Source organism: Arthrobacter sp. TE12232, assembly GCF_054062615.1.
Window position 1 is genome coordinate 3,052,811 of the sequence record NZ_JBSSFK010000001.1, and the last position, 15,321, is coordinate 3,068,131.

The 15,321-nt window shown below is 61.5% G+C and carries 14 protein-coding genes; 8 read left to right on the top strand and 6 right to left on the bottom strand.

Annotation, left to right across the window (positions count from 1 at the left end; genetic code table 11):
• Positions 1 to 27: 27 nt before the first annotated feature.
• Positions 28 to 231, bottom strand: coding sequence for a hypothetical protein (locus ACVWZ7_RS13555; RefSeq protein ID WP_456508149.1), 204 nt, complete (start codon positions 229 to 231; stop codon positions 28 to 30).
• A gap of 968 nt (positions 232 to 1,199) precedes the next feature.
• A complete protein-coding gene (locus tag ACVWZ7_RS13560) occupies positions 1,200 to 1,529 on the bottom strand; it encodes a hypothetical protein (RefSeq protein WP_456508150.1) in 330 nt (109 codons plus the stop codon).
• 394 nt (positions 1,530 to 1,923) lie between these two features.
• On the opposite strand from ACVWZ7_RS13560, the gene ACVWZ7_RS13565 reads away from it, so the two are divergent.
• Entirely contained in the window at positions 1,924 to 2,733 is an 810-nt protein-coding gene (locus ACVWZ7_RS13565) for a hypothetical protein (protein WP_456508151.1), read from the top strand.
• Positions 2,734 to 3,379: 646 nt separating this feature from the next.
• Here ACVWZ7_RS13565 and ACVWZ7_RS13570 read toward each other — a convergent pair.
• Positions 3,380 to 3,985, bottom strand: coding sequence for a glycerol-3-phosphate responsive antiterminator (locus ACVWZ7_RS13570; protein ID WP_456508152.1), 606 nt, complete (start codon positions 3,983 to 3,985; stop codon positions 3,380 to 3,382).
• A 418-nt stretch (positions 3,986 to 4,403) separates the two neighbouring features.
• Between ACVWZ7_RS13570 and ACVWZ7_RS13575 the strand changes: the two genes are divergently transcribed.
• The 4 genes from ACVWZ7_RS13575 to ACVWZ7_RS13590 all read left to right on the top strand — a co-directional run bounded on the left by ACVWZ7_RS13575 (position 4,404) and on the right by ACVWZ7_RS13590 (position 9,486).
• Positions 4,404 to 5,807, top strand: a complete 1,404-nt coding sequence (locus tag ACVWZ7_RS13575; protein ID WP_456508153.1) for an FAD-binding oxidoreductase — start codon at positions 4,404 to 4,406, stop codon at positions 5,805 to 5,807.
• Between the two features lie 91 nt (positions 5,808 to 5,898).
• On the top strand, positions 5,899 to 6,687 hold the full coding sequence (locus tag ACVWZ7_RS13580) for an SDR family oxidoreductase (RefSeq protein ID WP_456508154.1): 789 nt from the start codon (positions 5,899 to 5,901) through the stop codon (positions 6,685 to 6,687).
• 24 nt (positions 6,688 to 6,711) lie between these two features.
• Positions 6,712 to 8,148 carry an FGGY-family carbohydrate kinase gene (locus ACVWZ7_RS13585; RefSeq protein ID WP_456508155.1) on the top strand — a complete coding sequence of 479 codons (1,437 nt, stop codon included), beginning with the start codon at positions 6,712 to 6,714 and terminating at the stop codon, positions 8,146 to 8,148.
• A 12-nt stretch (positions 8,149 to 8,160) separates the two neighbouring features.
• Positions 8,161 to 9,486 (top strand): MFS transporter, encoded by a 1,326-nt coding sequence (locus ACVWZ7_RS13590; RefSeq protein WP_456508156.1) that lies wholly within the window; start codon positions 8,161 to 8,163, stop codon positions 9,484 to 9,486.
• A gap of 265 nt (positions 9,487 to 9,751) precedes the next feature.
• On the opposite strand, the gene ACVWZ7_RS13595 is transcribed toward ACVWZ7_RS13590, so the two are convergent.
• Both ACVWZ7_RS13595 and ACVWZ7_RS13600 read right to left on the bottom strand, forming a co-directional pair.
• Positions 9,752 to 10,051 (bottom strand): hypothetical protein, encoded by a 300-nt coding sequence (locus tag ACVWZ7_RS13595; RefSeq protein WP_456508157.1) that lies wholly within the window; start codon positions 10,049 to 10,051, stop codon positions 9,752 to 9,754.
• A 116-nt stretch (positions 10,052 to 10,167) separates the two neighbouring features.
• Entirely contained in the window at positions 10,168 to 11,088 is a 921-nt protein-coding gene (locus ACVWZ7_RS13600; protein ID WP_456508158.1) for a LysR family transcriptional regulator, read from the bottom strand.
• 137 nt (positions 11,089 to 11,225) lie between these two features.
• Between ACVWZ7_RS13600 and ACVWZ7_RS13605 the strand changes: the two genes are divergently transcribed.
• Entirely contained in the window at positions 11,226 to 11,738 is a 513-nt protein-coding gene (locus ACVWZ7_RS13605) for a hypothetical protein (protein WP_456508159.1), read from the top strand.
• 134 nt (positions 11,739 to 11,872) lie between these two features.
• On the opposite strand, the gene ACVWZ7_RS13610 is transcribed toward ACVWZ7_RS13605, so the two are convergent.
• A complete protein-coding gene (locus ACVWZ7_RS13610) occupies positions 11,873 to 12,349 on the bottom strand; it encodes a hypothetical protein (RefSeq protein WP_456508160.1) in 477 nt (158 codons plus the stop codon).
• Between the two features lie 191 nt (positions 12,350 to 12,540).
• Here ACVWZ7_RS13610 and ACVWZ7_RS13615 point away from each other — a divergent pair, with 191 nt between their 5' ends.
• A complete protein-coding gene (locus ACVWZ7_RS13615) occupies positions 12,541 to 13,443 on the top strand; it encodes an aminoglycoside phosphotransferase family protein (RefSeq protein ID WP_456508161.1) in 903 nt (300 codons plus the stop codon).
• Positions 13,444 to 13,528: 85 nt separating this feature from the next.
• Positions 13,529 to 15,031, top strand: coding sequence for a DUF222 domain-containing protein (locus ACVWZ7_RS13620; RefSeq protein WP_456509113.1), 1,503 nt, complete (start codon positions 13,529 to 13,531; stop codon positions 15,029 to 15,031).
• The last annotated feature ends 290 nt before the right edge of the window (positions 15,032 to 15,321 follow it).

Here is a 15,321-nt window from a genome sequence, read left to right on the forward strand (position 1 = left end):
GGTCTCTTTTCTCGAGAGGGTCTGAGCTCACAGTGTGTTCAGAACGGCCGCGAACGCGGCGTGCACAAGCGGCGTCGCCACCTGAGTGAGTCGGATGTGCGCTTCGTCGTCGCCGATTGGCAGCAGAGCGCGGATGACGTCGGTGAGGTCCCGGTCAGCCAATCCTTCGAGGGATCCATGCACCTCCTTGCCGCCCATCCCGGAGGTGAACATCAGTCCCTGGAAGGTCACTTCGCTGTGATTGCCGACGCGCTGGAAGTAGGACTCCCTCTGTGGTAGCAGTCACAGGGCCGGATGGTCGGAGCACTCGAGGGGCGGATGCCTCGCCTTTATCCCTTCGAAGTGGACGGGATTGAAGCAGGTACACCTTGAACCAGCCATAACCACTAATGCCCACGGGCACCCCCAGATCTGACACGAGTCAGAAGAGCTGGAACAGATCTAGCCACGACTGTCCGCCGTCCACCGAGAGATGTCAAGACATCGAGGTGGCTTTCCAAAAACCTCCGCGGAGGACGACACGTTGCCTCATTGGAAAAGCTCCGCCTGAGTGGGGGTGTAGGGGCCTCGGTTGCTGTGTGATTGTTTTTGATGGGACTGACCATGGGTGAGCGCAAGGCAGTGACAAATCATCGGGCGTTGCGGGTTGGCGGACTGGGCGGTGAAGGGTCAGATCCTCACCTAGTTGGTGGACCCAACCGGCTGGCACCGGGACTACCTGCGGTCCGGCCCGCGCCGATCGCTTCAGCCGCCCAAGACCCATGCGATGCGTCCGGAACGGAAACCGGTTTATCCAGCGGGCCTCTAGCCTTCCCTGGTGTTGCGGTGGGCCGGTACTTAGTGGCCCAGCGGGCAAGCTGCGGGCGGCTACCGGCCCACCTGATTGGGCAACCGTAGATAAGACAGGAGACAAGCTTTCCTACTGCTCCCAGGAACCCGATCTGGCCCCTTCCTAGCCCTGGAGTTGTCATAGATTCCGCTATCAGCGTGCAGTCGGCGCGTGGAAAGTAAACACAGGAGGCCGTGTCCCAGACTGGCTTGAGTTGAGTGGCTTCCACGGTGACCTGCCCTGTGCAGCGGCGCTGCGGGGTTCAGGTTGTTGCTCCCTGAGGGGGTCACAACCGGTGTTGTCCTGCCAGGCGACGGGGGCGAGGATCTAGAGCCGGGTTGTGAGTCAAGGCAGGGCTTGGTTCGGTAGGTCAGGCTGCCAGGACTAGTGATGGGGCTGCGGACGCCGCGTGGTTCGGCGTCAGGATGGTGATCCGATAGTCGTGCTGGGGCGGGTCGACGTGCACCGGCAGGTGGTGCGACTTTGCGCACGCGTGAAGCTCTCCCATGGCGTCGGGTTCAATATGTGCACGGGTCACATCGAGTTCCAGCGCCAGTCCGGAGACGAGCGAGCTGGCGCGCTGGACCACGTCATACAGGCCATGGACGCTCTGAACAGTCACGTGGCCTTGGACCCTGACGTGGGCCTTGGCGCCGTCGATGTCCACGCGGACCAGCGCGCTTATACGGGAAGAGCCCATTGACACAACTGGGGAATTAGTCCATCTTCTTGAAAGGACGGCTTATTCTAATGAGCCGCTCCTCTCTTGAGCATTATTTTGGTGCGATAACACCCCCTTTAGGGGCATCTTCCCGGTGACGACAACAACTATTCAGGCTTTGCCCCGCACCGTGTTCCGCTTGGAGGCCGAGGAGCAAAGGGACCTGCGCACCCCGTCGGGGACACCACAAGCGTCGGGCCGGATCAGGCGACGTGGCCGATCCGGATCGAGGAATGGTAACGATTCGAGGGCGAGCGGCCCCACACGTGGCCAGATGTCCCAGTATTGTCAGGAACCGATCCGGGAGCATCGGCTGATCTACGGGGACGACTTCTACCTCTGACTTCTCTAGCTAAATTTAGAAGGGTGAACGATGAGTACACAAGCAGATGCTCTGATGTTGTTAGACGCTGCAGCGCAGGAGAGCCCTTCCATTCCGTGGAAGCTGGATTGGCACAGCACAATATCCCGAATACGTACACTCATCATGCAGCCGGAACTGATTCGACAGTGTGGCCTTAATGTATGCGGTCCAGCTGTATTCTTCCGCATCTGGTTCGCGCGTGACCCCTTGGGATCGGCTACCTTCGCGTACCGGCTGCTGAAGTCTGGGGGTGCCGATCTGGGTCCAAGGAGTATCGTGCCCGGAGCAGCTCTGCTGGCCCAGGACTATGCCACCCTGCGTGCCACTTTTGGATCTAACCTGACGCCCGAAGCCGCCGACTGGATGCTAATGAGCGCGCTCCGAGACTCAGAGAACTTGTTCATCGACTACATTGGTGAACCAGGAACCCTTCGGGACATGGCAGCGGGTATAACTGTGCCAGCGACACTCATCGATTGGCTCCAGGCGACAAACGTTTACTCAAGCGTGGAGGTCAATCCAACGGGATCAAAGGATGTTTTACGCGCTCTTACACCTACAGCTAATGTTGATGTGGCTTTGTTGGTCAATTCGGGATTCGATGACCTCTTCCCGACGCCCAACGGAGAGCCGCTTGGCGTCAATTTGTTGGCCTACCCCAACCACTATGTTCAATTGTTGGAGCCGGTCACCGTGGACTCACCTCCGGGGTGGATCAAATTAAGTGAGTGGAGCTGGGGGCGAAGTTACACAGGCATGTGGGCCAGTGAGGCCAAGTTTCTGTCAGAATTCTACGGCGCAGTCTCCGCATACGTATGATCCCTGGTTCTTCCTTGGGAACCTCTTGCACCCCAACCGCTTCCTTCCGGATGGGCCGCTCTGGTGTCTCGACCCAATTTCATGTTTAGTTGCCGCGGATGGCTGGTGATCGCTCGGTCCCGAGGCGTCAGCCGCCGGGTCAATCCTCGTTACATGGCATGCGCAAACACGCTCGCGGCTCCGGGACGGGTCCAAAGGCCAGGGCTTGGCCTTGAACACACAAAATGCCTCCCGGTGTGCGAGTCGCCGGATGCCTCCAGCAGGGCCGAGGTCAGCAGCGCCCCATGTCGCCGGATCTCACCATATGCTCGCTCGCCGTGACGCGTTGGCACGGCTGACGGGGTTACCAGCCCCCGGGCTGGGCAAAAGTCCTGCTCTGGCCGAGGTGCTGCGTGGCCCGGCCTGCCTCCACGTCTGTTGGGGTATCTTGTCGGTGGAGATCAGCCGTACCCCGGAATCGGTTATCCCGCGTGCCGTCGGCTGGAGGTACTTCTACTCCCGTCCTGGTAAAGTACCGACAACCGATCTTCCGTCAGCCCAAGGCTGACATAACGTCCGCTATCGGCGTCGGGTCAGGCCAGATCGACGCGACCTCGGTACCTCGGTTTCACGTAGGCAACGGGATAGTGCTTGCCGCTTAGCCGAATTACATCTGCCACACGTCGCGGTTGGATGATGCGATAGCGACCGCACCGGCGCCCAACGCGCTGATGACATCTTGCTTGTCGCATACCAAACCTCCCGCGATCAGTGGCAGGTCGGTGTCCTCGCGCACCCACGAGATAACGCGCGGCATGCAGCCAGGCAGTAGTTCGATGGCGTCTGCGCCAGAGATGGCGACTTGCTTGGGCACATTGTTATAGCTAAATGAATCTACGAGGAAGAGCCGATGGATGGCGAGGAGCCCTACCCCTTTCGCGTGCTTGATCATCATGGATTTCGAGCTGAGCACGCCATCGGCTTCCGTGTGCTGCGTCAAGAAATCGATGACGACAGGCTTGGTCGAGAATCCGTCGACCAAGTCGACGTCGACGAAAACGATGCGCCCGTCATCCTTCAAAGTCTTTACGATGTCCGTGATGGTCAGCACGGAGCCGAAAAGCACGAACACCACAGGGCAGTGCGTCCGCATCACTGCCCGCAACCCGTCCTCGTCTTTGATGCTTGCGATCACCGGATGCAGCAGCAGAATTTTCTCGATCGGGTGGACTTTCTTGTCCAGCGTACTTTTGCCCGCGCGCGCAGTGGTCACCGATGGCCTCTTTCCGAGTTATTGAGTGATTATAGCGTGAGCGCACCGCAGGCAGGAGCCGCGGGAGAACGCGCCGGCCGCCTCCATGAAAGGGTTCTCCGTCGACCCTGCCCCCAACCTCCCCCGCTGCGCGGCTACAAAGGTTACCTATCGGTCCAATGCGGATCGCTAGACGGGTCTTGTGACGCGTGCTACAGTTGCCGCAAACTTCATACACATTTCGCATCATGCGGAATGGTCGCTAGAGACTAGAGAACAGCGACCTCCTATTCCTTGGGAGGTTGCTGTTCTTTTTTTGTCTCATCTCCCAGTTGAGGTCGTTATTGCCCGACCTCCCTATGAAAAGGAACCCAACTCCTTGTCTCCCACCCTTACTGACCAGATCACACGCGAAGAGATCGTCGCTGCCTACACTGAGATGCTTGGCTCTGACCGGGTCATCACCGATGAACAGGTGCTGAAAGAGAACAGCGTCGACCGCTACTACAAGGTCGAAAACATCTTCGGCGTCTACTCGCTCCCGCTGCCGGCAGCGGTCCTGAAGCCGGCGAGCACTGAGGACGTCGCGAAGATCCTCTCGTTCGCGAATGAGCACCTGGTTAACGTCGTTCCGAAGACCGGCGGTAGCGCTACCGAGGGCGGTCTTGAGACCGTCATTGAGAACTCGATCGTGGTCGACGGCTCCACGATGAACCGGATCATCGATATCAACACTGAAGACATGCTCGCGACCGTGCAGTGCGGCGTCGGCCTGGAGCAGCTCGAAAACGAGCTGCGGGAGATCGGATATACCACCGGGCACTCGCCGCAGTCCAAGCCGCTGGCCCAGTTCGGCGGACTCGTCGCGACCCGCTCGATCGGGCAGTTCTCGACCCTCTACGGGGGCATCGAAGACATGGTCGTGGGCGTCGAGACCGTGTTTCCCAACGGGGAGATTTGCCGCATCAAGAACGTCCCCCGCCGCGCCGCCGGACCCGACATCCGTCACCTCGTTATCGGCAATGAAGGCGCTCTGAATTACATCACCGAGGTGACCGTCAAGATCTTCCGGTACTACCCAGAGAACAACAAGTTCTACGGATACCTGCTCAGCGACATCAAGACCGGCCTTCAGATTCTTCGAGAGGTTGTTACGCAGGGGTACCGCCCGTCGGTCGCGCGTCTGTACGACAAAGAAGATGGCCTGTACCACTTCAAGCACTTCTCCGACGGCCGGTGCGTGCTGATTTTTGTCGCCGAAGGCCCCGAGCGCATCGCCCAGGCGACCGGCACAGCGATCGAAGAGATCGTCGCCTCGTTCGACGGCGCTGAACGGGTGGATGGAGCCCTGATCGAGGACTGGTTCAACCATCTCAACTGGGACGTATCCAAGCTCGAGGAAGAGCGCATCGAGATTCGGGAGACGCTCGTCAACGGGTTCACGACCGAGATCTCGGGCAACTGGAGTGTCATCGGCGACATCTACGAAAACGCGCTCACCCGCATTCGTGCGGAGATTCCCGCGCAGTTCACGATGCTGGGTGGGCACTCCAGCCACAGCTACCTCAACGGCACGAATATGTACTTTGTGTACTACTACAAGGTCGACGTTGACCCCACCGAAGAGCGAACAACCTACCACGACCCGATCCAGAACATCATCGTCGAAGAGACGTTGAAGCTCGGCGGCTCGATGTGTCACCACCACGGCGTCGGCAAGCACCGCACTCACTTCCTCGCGGAGGAGTACGGTTCATCGCTTTACATGCTCGAGACGCTCAAGTCGGCATTCGACCCCAAGGGAATCATGAACCGCGGGACAATTTTCCCACTCCAGAAGTAGCGAGACCCCACGGGTACGGCGCCGGGACCCCAACGGACCGGGCCACACTGCGTCAAAGCAGCTCCTTATTCCAACTAATTGACAGGCACTCATGAACGACATGAATATCGCCGACTTCGGCGCGGACTTTTTTTCCCTAAAAGGGAAGAACGCGATCGTCACCGGCGGCAATACCGGGCTGGGTCAGGCCTTCACCCTGGCGCTGGCGAAAATGGGCGCGAACGTGCTAGCGGCGAGCATCATGCCCGATGACGGCGCCATGGGCGCGCTCGTGAAGGATGCAGGGTCCCGTTACTCCTACCTTCGCTCCGATATCACTGCCGAGGGAAACCCGAAGCGCGTGGTAGATGCGTGCATCGATGAGTTCGGCAGCGTCGACATACTCATCAACTGCGCTGGCCGGGGCATCAACGAGCCCGACGTGTTGAAATTTACGCGCGAGCAGTGGGACCCGATGGTGGCCCTTAACCTCACCGCAGCCTTTGAGATGTCACACGCAGTAGCGCAGCATATGGTGCCCCAGCGCAGCGGTAAAATCATCAACATCTGCTCGGTTTTCTCGTTCCTAGGCGGCCAGTGGTCGCCGGCCTATGCGGCGACCAAACACGGCATTGCCGGGCTGACGAAGGCTTATTGCGACGAGCTCGCTCCATTCGGCATCCAAGTCAATGGGATCGCACCTGGATACTACGCCACCGCCTTGACCTCGGAGACACGGGCAAACGCACAAGCCAACCAGCGCGTCATGGATCACGTCCCAGCGGGGCGCTGGGGACAAACGCAGGACCTCATGGGTGCGACGGCGTTTTTGGCCAGTCGCGCCTCAGACTACGTCAACGGTCATATTTTGAGCGTCGACGGCGGATACCTGGTGCGCTGAGCGCCGGAGGATAGCGACTAACAGATGACAAAGAAGTACATCGTGGGTATAGACGGCGGCTCGCAGAGCTCGAAGGTGCTCATTTTCGATACAGAGGGTCGGATCGTAAGCGAGGCTGCTGAAGCTTTGGCACCGATGAACACCCCCAAGCCCGGCACGGCCGAACACCCTGACGACGACCTTTATGAAACGATCGTGGCTGCGGCGCGCCGGGCACTCGCAGCCTTCACCGGCGACGTAGCCGACATCGTCGGGGTGGGGCTGTGCACGATTCGGTGCTGCCGCGCCTTGGTGCGTGCAGACGGCACCCTCGCCGAACCCGTGCAGAGCTGGATGGACCATCGTCTGTCACGCCCGTACGAGCACACGAACGACGAAGTCGCGTATGTGACGACCACGTCGGGTTATCTGATGGGACGGCTGACAGGAAACCGCACGGACACCGCGGCGAACTACATCGGTCCCTGGCCCATGGATGTGAACACATGGGACTGGTTCGCCGACCAGGAAACCTTCGATTCATTCAACGTGCCGCACAACATGCTCTACAAACTGCAGATGCCGGGGGAGATCGGCGGATATGTTACAGACGCGTTCGCCGCCGAGACCGGGATCCCCGCTGGCCTTCCTGTCGTGCACACCGCAAACGACAAGGCAACCGAGGCGCTCGGCGCGGGCCTGCGCGACGAGAGTACCGGGCTTATCTCGCTCGGCACGTATATCGCTGGCATGGTCATCGGCGAAGACTTCGTGGCGGAGCCACAAAGCTATTTCACAAACTTCGCGTCGGAGCCTAAGCGCTACATGTACGAGAGTGCCGGCATCCGACGGGGAATGTGGACTGTGACGTGGCTGCGAAACCTCGTCGGCACCGAGATCGCGCAGGCAGCTTCAGCCGCAGGAGTGACTCCTGAGCAACATCTAAATGCCCTCGCCGCTCAAGTGCCGGCCGGGTGCGACGGCCTCATGTGCGTACTCGACTGGCTGGCCTCGCCAACGCAGCCGCACAAAAAAGGGATGTTCATCGGCTTCGATGAACGCCACGGGTACGCACATATGTACCGTGCGATTCTGGAAGGTATTTCGTTCCGGATGAAACAGAACGTGGCGGACATGGAAACCGAGCTCGGCATCCAGGTCGAAAAGCTCGTCATCTCCGGTGGTGGTTCGAACAGCGATGTCGGGATGCAAATCTTCGCCGATATGTTCAATTTGCCCGTCGTGCGCAATGAAGTGCGCAATGCGGCCGGGTTGGGCGCGGCGATTTGTGTGGCCGTCGCGTGCGGCATCTACCGCGACATCGATGAGGCCACGTCAAGAATGGTGCACGAAGCCGACGGATTCACGCCCAACGCGGCTCGCGCGCAGCTATACCGCAATCTCGGCGCGGTCTATTCGGATATCTCTGCGGAGACCGATGCCATCCTCGAACGCACTCACAACATTCTGTCCGAACAATAGGAGTATGACGACATGCCCAAGCTCGCCCAATCAAGGAAGATTTTCGAGCTAGTCCTTCTGATCCTCGCCGCGGGATCAATCTATCCGTTGGTCTATTTACGTCAGAACTTCGAAAAGACCATCCTCATCACGTTCGACATGAACCAGGCGGAGCTGGCCAACCTGTATTCGATGCTCGGCATCATTTTCGTCATCGGGTATCTGCCCAGTGGATGGTTGGCCGACCGGTTCCCCGTCAAGTTCCTCATCATCTTCTCGTTGCTGCTGACGGCCGGCACGGGCCTGTGGTACGCGCAAGTTCCTGACAAGTCCTCCTTGGTGTACATCTACCTCATCTGGGGTTTCGCGACGGTCTTCACGTTCTGGAGCGCGATTCTGAAGACAGTGAACTTGCTCGCAGATGCGAACGAAGAAGGCCGCTATTTTGGTGCTCTCGACGGAGGGCGCGGCCTGGTAGAAGCGATTCTGGCAAGCGCCGCGGTCACGGTGTTTGCGTTTGCCGCCGGTCCGGGTGCGGCCGACGGAGCGGCAACGCGCGCCGGCTTCCAGGCGGTCGTCTACATGTACTGCATTGCGATCATCGTGATCGCCGTGGGATTGTTCTTCCTCATGCCGGGTGGTCGTGATAAGGAGATCAAGGCGGACGCTCAGAGCAAGGTAAACGTCAAGTCGACGTTTGCCGCGATTGCGGAGATTCTGAAGATTCGCGAGGTGTGGGTGATGATCGTCATCCTCTTCTGTGGGTACACGCTGTTCTGGGGTCACTACTACTTCTCGGGCTTCTTGAACGTGAACCATGGAGTATCACAAGTGGGCGCAGGCGTCGTAACAGTGATCGTTTTGTGGATGCGGCCGATCGGCGGATTCGGCGGTGGATTCCTCGCCGACAAGTTCGGTCGATCCAGGGTGCTAACGCTCGCAATGGCGCTCACTGCCGCACTAATGATTGCACTCGCGGTGCTGCCGGGCGGTTCGCCGATTGGCCTAATTTACGTGCTGATTGTGGCGGCCGGCCTGGTGATGTACGTGGTACGCGGCGTGTACTGGTCCATTCTCGATGAGTGCCGTGTGCCGGTGGCGGTGACAGGTATCGCAATCGGGATCATCTCTTTCTTCGGCTACTTGCCCGACATCGTCCTGCCACAGATCAGCAGCGCGATCTACACGAACTTCGGCGACAACGTGGGGGGCGCAAACAGCCTCTACTTTGTGGTGACGGCGGTGATCGGTCTGATTGGTGCCGGGGCAGCAATGTACTTCACGCTGCTGTTGAGGCGTCGCGCCGCTGCCGAGGCAATCGAAGCAAATTCCGCACCTAATTCGGTGGTGGAAGCCTAGAGTACGACGGCACACAACGCCCCGCCCCAAACGGGGGCGGGGCGTTGTGTGCCGTCAAATGCAAGAATTATGCAATCAGTGAAGACTCTTACAAGTCACGCTCCGAGCGACATTTCAATTGGATACGTTCCTGCATGGAGGGGAGCGGCCAGCTGCGCCACACGTCCTTGGGTGACGCCATTGGGAAGCATGCTGCGGGCGTTTTAGCCTGCGCTGCACGCCGTTTCTGTGTAGCTTCCGGTACGCCCGGGGCCGGAGACCTGGCCTAGGGGAGCATCATGTCGATGTAGCTGCCCGGGCGGACGATGTCGGACTTCGGGCGGGTGAGGGTATCGACGTCGGTGTAGCTGCCCGGGCGGACGATGTCGGACTTCGGGCGGGTGAGGGTATCGACGTCGGTGTAGCTGCCCGGGCGGACGGCGCGGCGGGCGTCGCCCCGGACGAGCGTGTCAAGGTCGGTGTAACGGCCGGATGCTGCGTAGCGGCCTGTCGGCCGTGTTTCAGCAGTCCCGGAAGCGGCGGAGTGACTCCCTGAAATGGTTGGATTTCGATTCTGGGTTATCACGGGATCTCCAATGGTAGGAAGGCTGGCGGGCCGAGACGGTAGCCGCCTGAGATCCACCTTCCGCCTCTGCATCATAGGTATCAAACAGGGAAAAACGATCGCACAATAGGCGGCGTCTATGGCGCCTGCTCGTGAGGGAGATGCTCCAGGAATGTGAGGTCCGTCACCCGGCTGACGGCGGCCATGGCGCGGGCCATAACGGAGCCCGGCTCCGCGGCGAGGGTGACAAGTCCGACGGGTATGGCGCGCTCCGGCTCCACCAGGGGCAACGCGCACATCCCGGCTGGGACGCCAAAGACGTGAAGCCAGGCGGACGGCACTACGGTTGCCCACGGCCCCGTCGTTACTTGCGCGAAGAGCGCTGACACCGAGTCGGTTTCTACCCGGGGTGACGGCATAACACCCACCTCGGCAAACACGTCATCGAGACGCCGTCTGCCCTGCATCACTGGATCCAGCAGGCAGAGCGGAAGGGCAGCGGCAGCCGCCCAGGTTGCCGACTCGACCCGAGTCCCCGTGTCGGCGGCCGTCAGCAGGACGTACTTCTCCATGTATAGGTGGGCCACCTGGAACTCGCCAGGGATGGAATCCCGGACGTAGGTGATGCCGGCATCGATCTCGTAATTCTGCAGCCTTCGAAGAACATCCTCGGATTTCAGGTCAGACACAACCTGCACCCGCGCCAGCGGGTGCTTAGCGCAAAATGGAGCTGTGAGCAGGGACAATGCGATCGAAGCGGTCGGAACGGACCCAAAACGCAGCCGTCCGCTGAGCCCGGCGCGCATCGCGCCGATCTCCTCTTTCAGTCCGTCACGGTCCGCGAGGATCCTCCGGGCCCAGACTACAATCTGTTGCCCTTCGGCTGTCAGGCCCTCAAATTTGTTGCCCCGCTGGATCAAGGGAACGTCCAGCTCCTCCTCCAGCTTCCGGATCCCCTCTGACAAGGCCGGCTGGGAAACCGAACAGGACTGGGCAGCCCGCAGGAAGTGACGCTCGCGGTCCAGGGCCACCATGTACTCAAGTTGACGGAAGAACATGAGATCGGTTTACAGCACCCTCCCGGCCGGCGCCACCAATCGTCCATGGACGCCACTGAATAAGTTCGGAGTCTCTCGCTTCAACGGACACGGGAATGGAAAATCCTGCGAATCACAAACAGAGGCGACAATAAGGCATGCAGATTCGTTCTGGCAGCTCACCGCAGCCCAAGAGGCGATGGTTTCCGACGTGGCTGAAGGTAGTCCTCATCGTGCTCGCAGCCATTTTTGGCATTCCTGCAATCCTTCAGGTGACTCACGTTATTGCGACGGCACCGATGGTTGCGATCGCAGACCGGATGCACCCGGCTCCGGGATGGAACGCGGAGGGGGAGAATATTACGGGCGGACCGTTCTGCATCCGCTACGACGTGGACTGTGACAGCATGTGGCGCAGCTACCGGACGGAACGGAAAGTAACGCCTGCTGACGTGCAGCGCATCAGTGACGAAGCCATGAACGGTGCGAAAGTGAAGGGCGACTGCGAGACTTCTCCGCTGCCGTCAAACGTCACGGGCACGTACGAGGCGTGTTCTGCCTCTGCGGTAATTGAGGGTTACGACGTAGAAGTTCGGGTCCTGAAGCTCAGCGAGGACAGCCCGGACAGGAGCATACAGTTCAGCCTCAGCAGCGTTAAAAACAGACGGTAACGCGAGCGGGGCAGCGTCCTCATCGGGCAACGTCCCCGCCCTCATGCGCCTCATCTCGATCTGCAACGCACAGGTGAGGCCCTTCGTCAGATCAAGGGGAGTCCTCGACGCCGGCAGGCTGGACCACCCCGGGTTTACTCTTCGACAGCCCCGCCCGTTGACACTCCGCTCAGGGTGTCAATGTAATCCAGCGTTTTGGGACTGACGTGCCGCACGGCGCCAAGAGCCTCGCGGAGAACGGCCCTGTTGTCGTCGTCGCCAAGCGCTCCTCGGAGTTCGGCCACCGTCTCGATGCCCTGGCTCTCCAACACGCGCGTCATGTCGTCTACTTGGGCGAGGCGGCCGGGGGACGGCCAGTCGATAACTTCGGAAAGCGTCCCGGTATCGAGGTGCCGCCGGAATCCACTAGTCGTGGCGGCATCCGGCCAGGCCTCGATCAGGGCGACAACTCGTGGCCTGACGGTCGCGTGGTAGTTCTGTCGTCGCTGCAAGGTGGCATCGACAACGATGGCCCCGATGTGGTCCCAGCTACGGCTGACTTCTGTGGAGTCGTCTAGGCCGTGGGAGTCCAATTGCGCCGGGAGGTTGGCGTCATCACTATCGATAGTCATAAGTGAATACTTCCATGTCGGCGGTGAGCGTGCGGCTGCGGCGGCCGGGGGTCGGAGCGTACTCGTGGTTGGAGCGTCCGGTGTTCGACGCAGGCCTCGTCCGGCTCCCCGTCCGCTCGGGGGTCGTGAACTATATTCGGACAAGGACCGGACTGCATTGCACTGCAGGCACCAGGAAGGCGGGTTTCTGAATGGCGGAAATGCCGCGGGCCACGGTGGAAGTTAGTAGCGCTGTCGTCCAGCGCCTCGTCCGGGACCAGCGGCCCGACCTCGGCGATTGTCCTATAGCGCGGGTTGCGAACGGCTGGGACAACGCGACCTTCCGGCTCGGTGACGGCCTGGCCGTCCGGCTGCCGCGCAGGGCGGAGGCCGTTCCGCTGATACTGCATGAGCAGCGCTACCTTCCCGACATAGCTCGCCGCTCCCCAGTTGCGGTTCCTGTCCCCGTCCATGCCGGCAGGCCGACGTCGGACTTTCCGTGGCCGTGGAGCATCGTGCGGTGGGTCCCCGGAACCGCTGCGGCCGACGTCGGCCCGGCTGGCCGCGGACCGGCGGCCACAGGCCTGGCCGATTTCCTGCTGTCCCTTCACGTGCCCGCCGAAACGGGCGTCCCGGTCAACCCTTTCCGGGGCGTGCCGCTGACAGACCGTGACGCTGTGCTGGTGGAACGGCTCGAGGACCGCGAACGCTACCCGCAGTCGGCCGCGCTGAGGGCAGTGTGGGCGCAGGCCTGTGCCGCCAAAGCCTGGGATGGTCCGGCGATGATGCTCCACGGGGACCTCCACCCCGGCAACATCCTGCTGGCGGACAACGGCTCCCTGGCCGGCGTCATCGATTTCGGCGACGTCGGGGCAGGGGACCCGGCTGTCGATCTTGCGGTGGGGTGGCTGATGCTCGACGCCGGCACACGCCGCCGCTTCATGGGCGCCTTTGGCTCCGCAGTGGATGGGGACACCTGGAAGAGGGCCCGCGGGTGGGCTCTCATCCTGTCCACCGCCATGCTGAGCAACTCCGACGATAATCCGCGGATGTTCAGGGTAGGAAGGTTCGGGATCAGGCAGATCCTGGATGACGGACTTAGCCTGCAACCCTGACGCCGGCGTTAATGTCGGTGCCTCCTCATATGCTGTGAGTGTGGAAGGCAGAGCAGCTGCGGAGACGTTGGAGGCCATGGAGGCCATGGAGGCCTCCCTCGCCGCGATGTCTGCTATCGCAGGTCGCGGAGCCGGGAACGTGGCCTCGACTGGCGCTGACGTTCTCCGGGACGAAGCGGACGCGTGCCTGGACGGCATGGCTGAGGTAGGCCGCATGGAGGCCAGGCTTGCCGCGCTGAAAGTGCACTTCGCCGCCGGATATGCCCGCGCTGCCGCCGCCATGGCGTCCCCGGCCGTTTCCCCGCAGGAGCGCACCGCCCAGGAAATGGCGGTGACAGCAGAGGTGGCCTGTGTCCTGACCGTGAGTGAAAGATCGGCGGCGGCGCTCCTGGCTGAGTCAGCCATATTGACCACCAGGTTGCCCCTCACGCTGTCTGCGCTGCAGGCAGGAAGCATTTCCTGGCAACACGCGCGGGTGATGTGTGATGAAACGTCCGGGCTGGATCCCGCCGCGGGGGCTGCTTTGGAGGCTCATTTCCTGGACCCCGAAGCTGACTTTGCGGCGCGCGGCTGCCCGGCAGGGGAGCTAGTTCCGGGCAGGTTCCGGGCCAAAGCGCGCAGATGGCGTGAGCTGCACCATCCTGTCAGCATCGAAGCGCGCCACCGCAAGGGTGAGGAGGACCGGCGGCTGGAATATGTGCCGGACCGGGATGGCATGGCCTGGCTCTCGGCCTATCTGACTGCTGATGTGGCGGTGGGTGTATGGTCCCGTGCCACGGAGGCGGCGCGTGCCCTGCAGGGGCCGAATGAATCCCGGACCCTTACGCAGCTCCGTGCGGACGTCGCCGCTGACTGGCTGCTGGCGGGGGTGGCGGAAGGAACTCCGTCACCCAAGGCGCAGGTCCTGGTGACCGTGCCGGCGCTGTCTCTTTTAGGCGCCGCGTCGGAACCGGCCACGCTGGACGGGTATGGTCCCATTCCTCCGACCATGGCCCGTCGGCTTGTGGGGGATGGGGCCGGATCGTTCCTGCGTGTGCTGACCGATCCGCGCAATGGAGCGCCGCTGGAGATCGGGCGGACCAGTTACCGGGTTCCGAAGGCGATGCGCCAATGGTTGCGGCTTCGGGATGGCCGGTGCCCTTTTCCAGGCTGCAATAACCATTCTCTGGATAACGAAGCGGATCACGTGTTGGCCTGGTCCGAGGGAGGCGGCACCGGCATCACCAACCTGGGCCAGCCATGCCGGCGGCACCACCGTCTCAGACACACCACAGCATGGAGGCCGGTTGACGCCACCCGGGACCAGCCACCCGGCTGGATCTCACCCGCGGGACGCTCGTATCCCAGCGAACAACAAGACTGGGAACCGCCACACTGGCCGCAGTCCCTCGGGGACGCCGGTGAAGGCCCGGCGCCGGAACCGCCCGACCGGGAATTGGAACCGCCCGATTGGGAAACGGATCCGCCCGAATGGCCGGACGTACTTGCCGGTGCCGTCGGACCCGGCGGCGCCGTCGGACCCGGCGAGACCGAGCCGCCATTACCGGTGGATCCCTTTCCTGGCTGGGCACTGTTCATCGCGGCATAAGATCGCCCCTCCATGTTCCGGTGCTCCATGCTCCGATGCCCAGGGGAGCACGTACACACGGTGGGCGTTCTCGTGTGCGACGAGTTGCACAATCCTGCGGGCGTCCGCGTCGGAACAGTCGTCGTCGTCGATCCATCCGCTCACTACCTTGGTGCGGTGCACCACAATCTCGCGCCGAGGTAGTGAAGTTCGGCCGGGCCGTAGGCGTCGGAGTGTTAGGGCAGCTGATGACGGCAGCGCCGACAGCCAGGAGTCTGGAAGAAGTGGCCCGCGAAGGCCAGGGCGGGGGC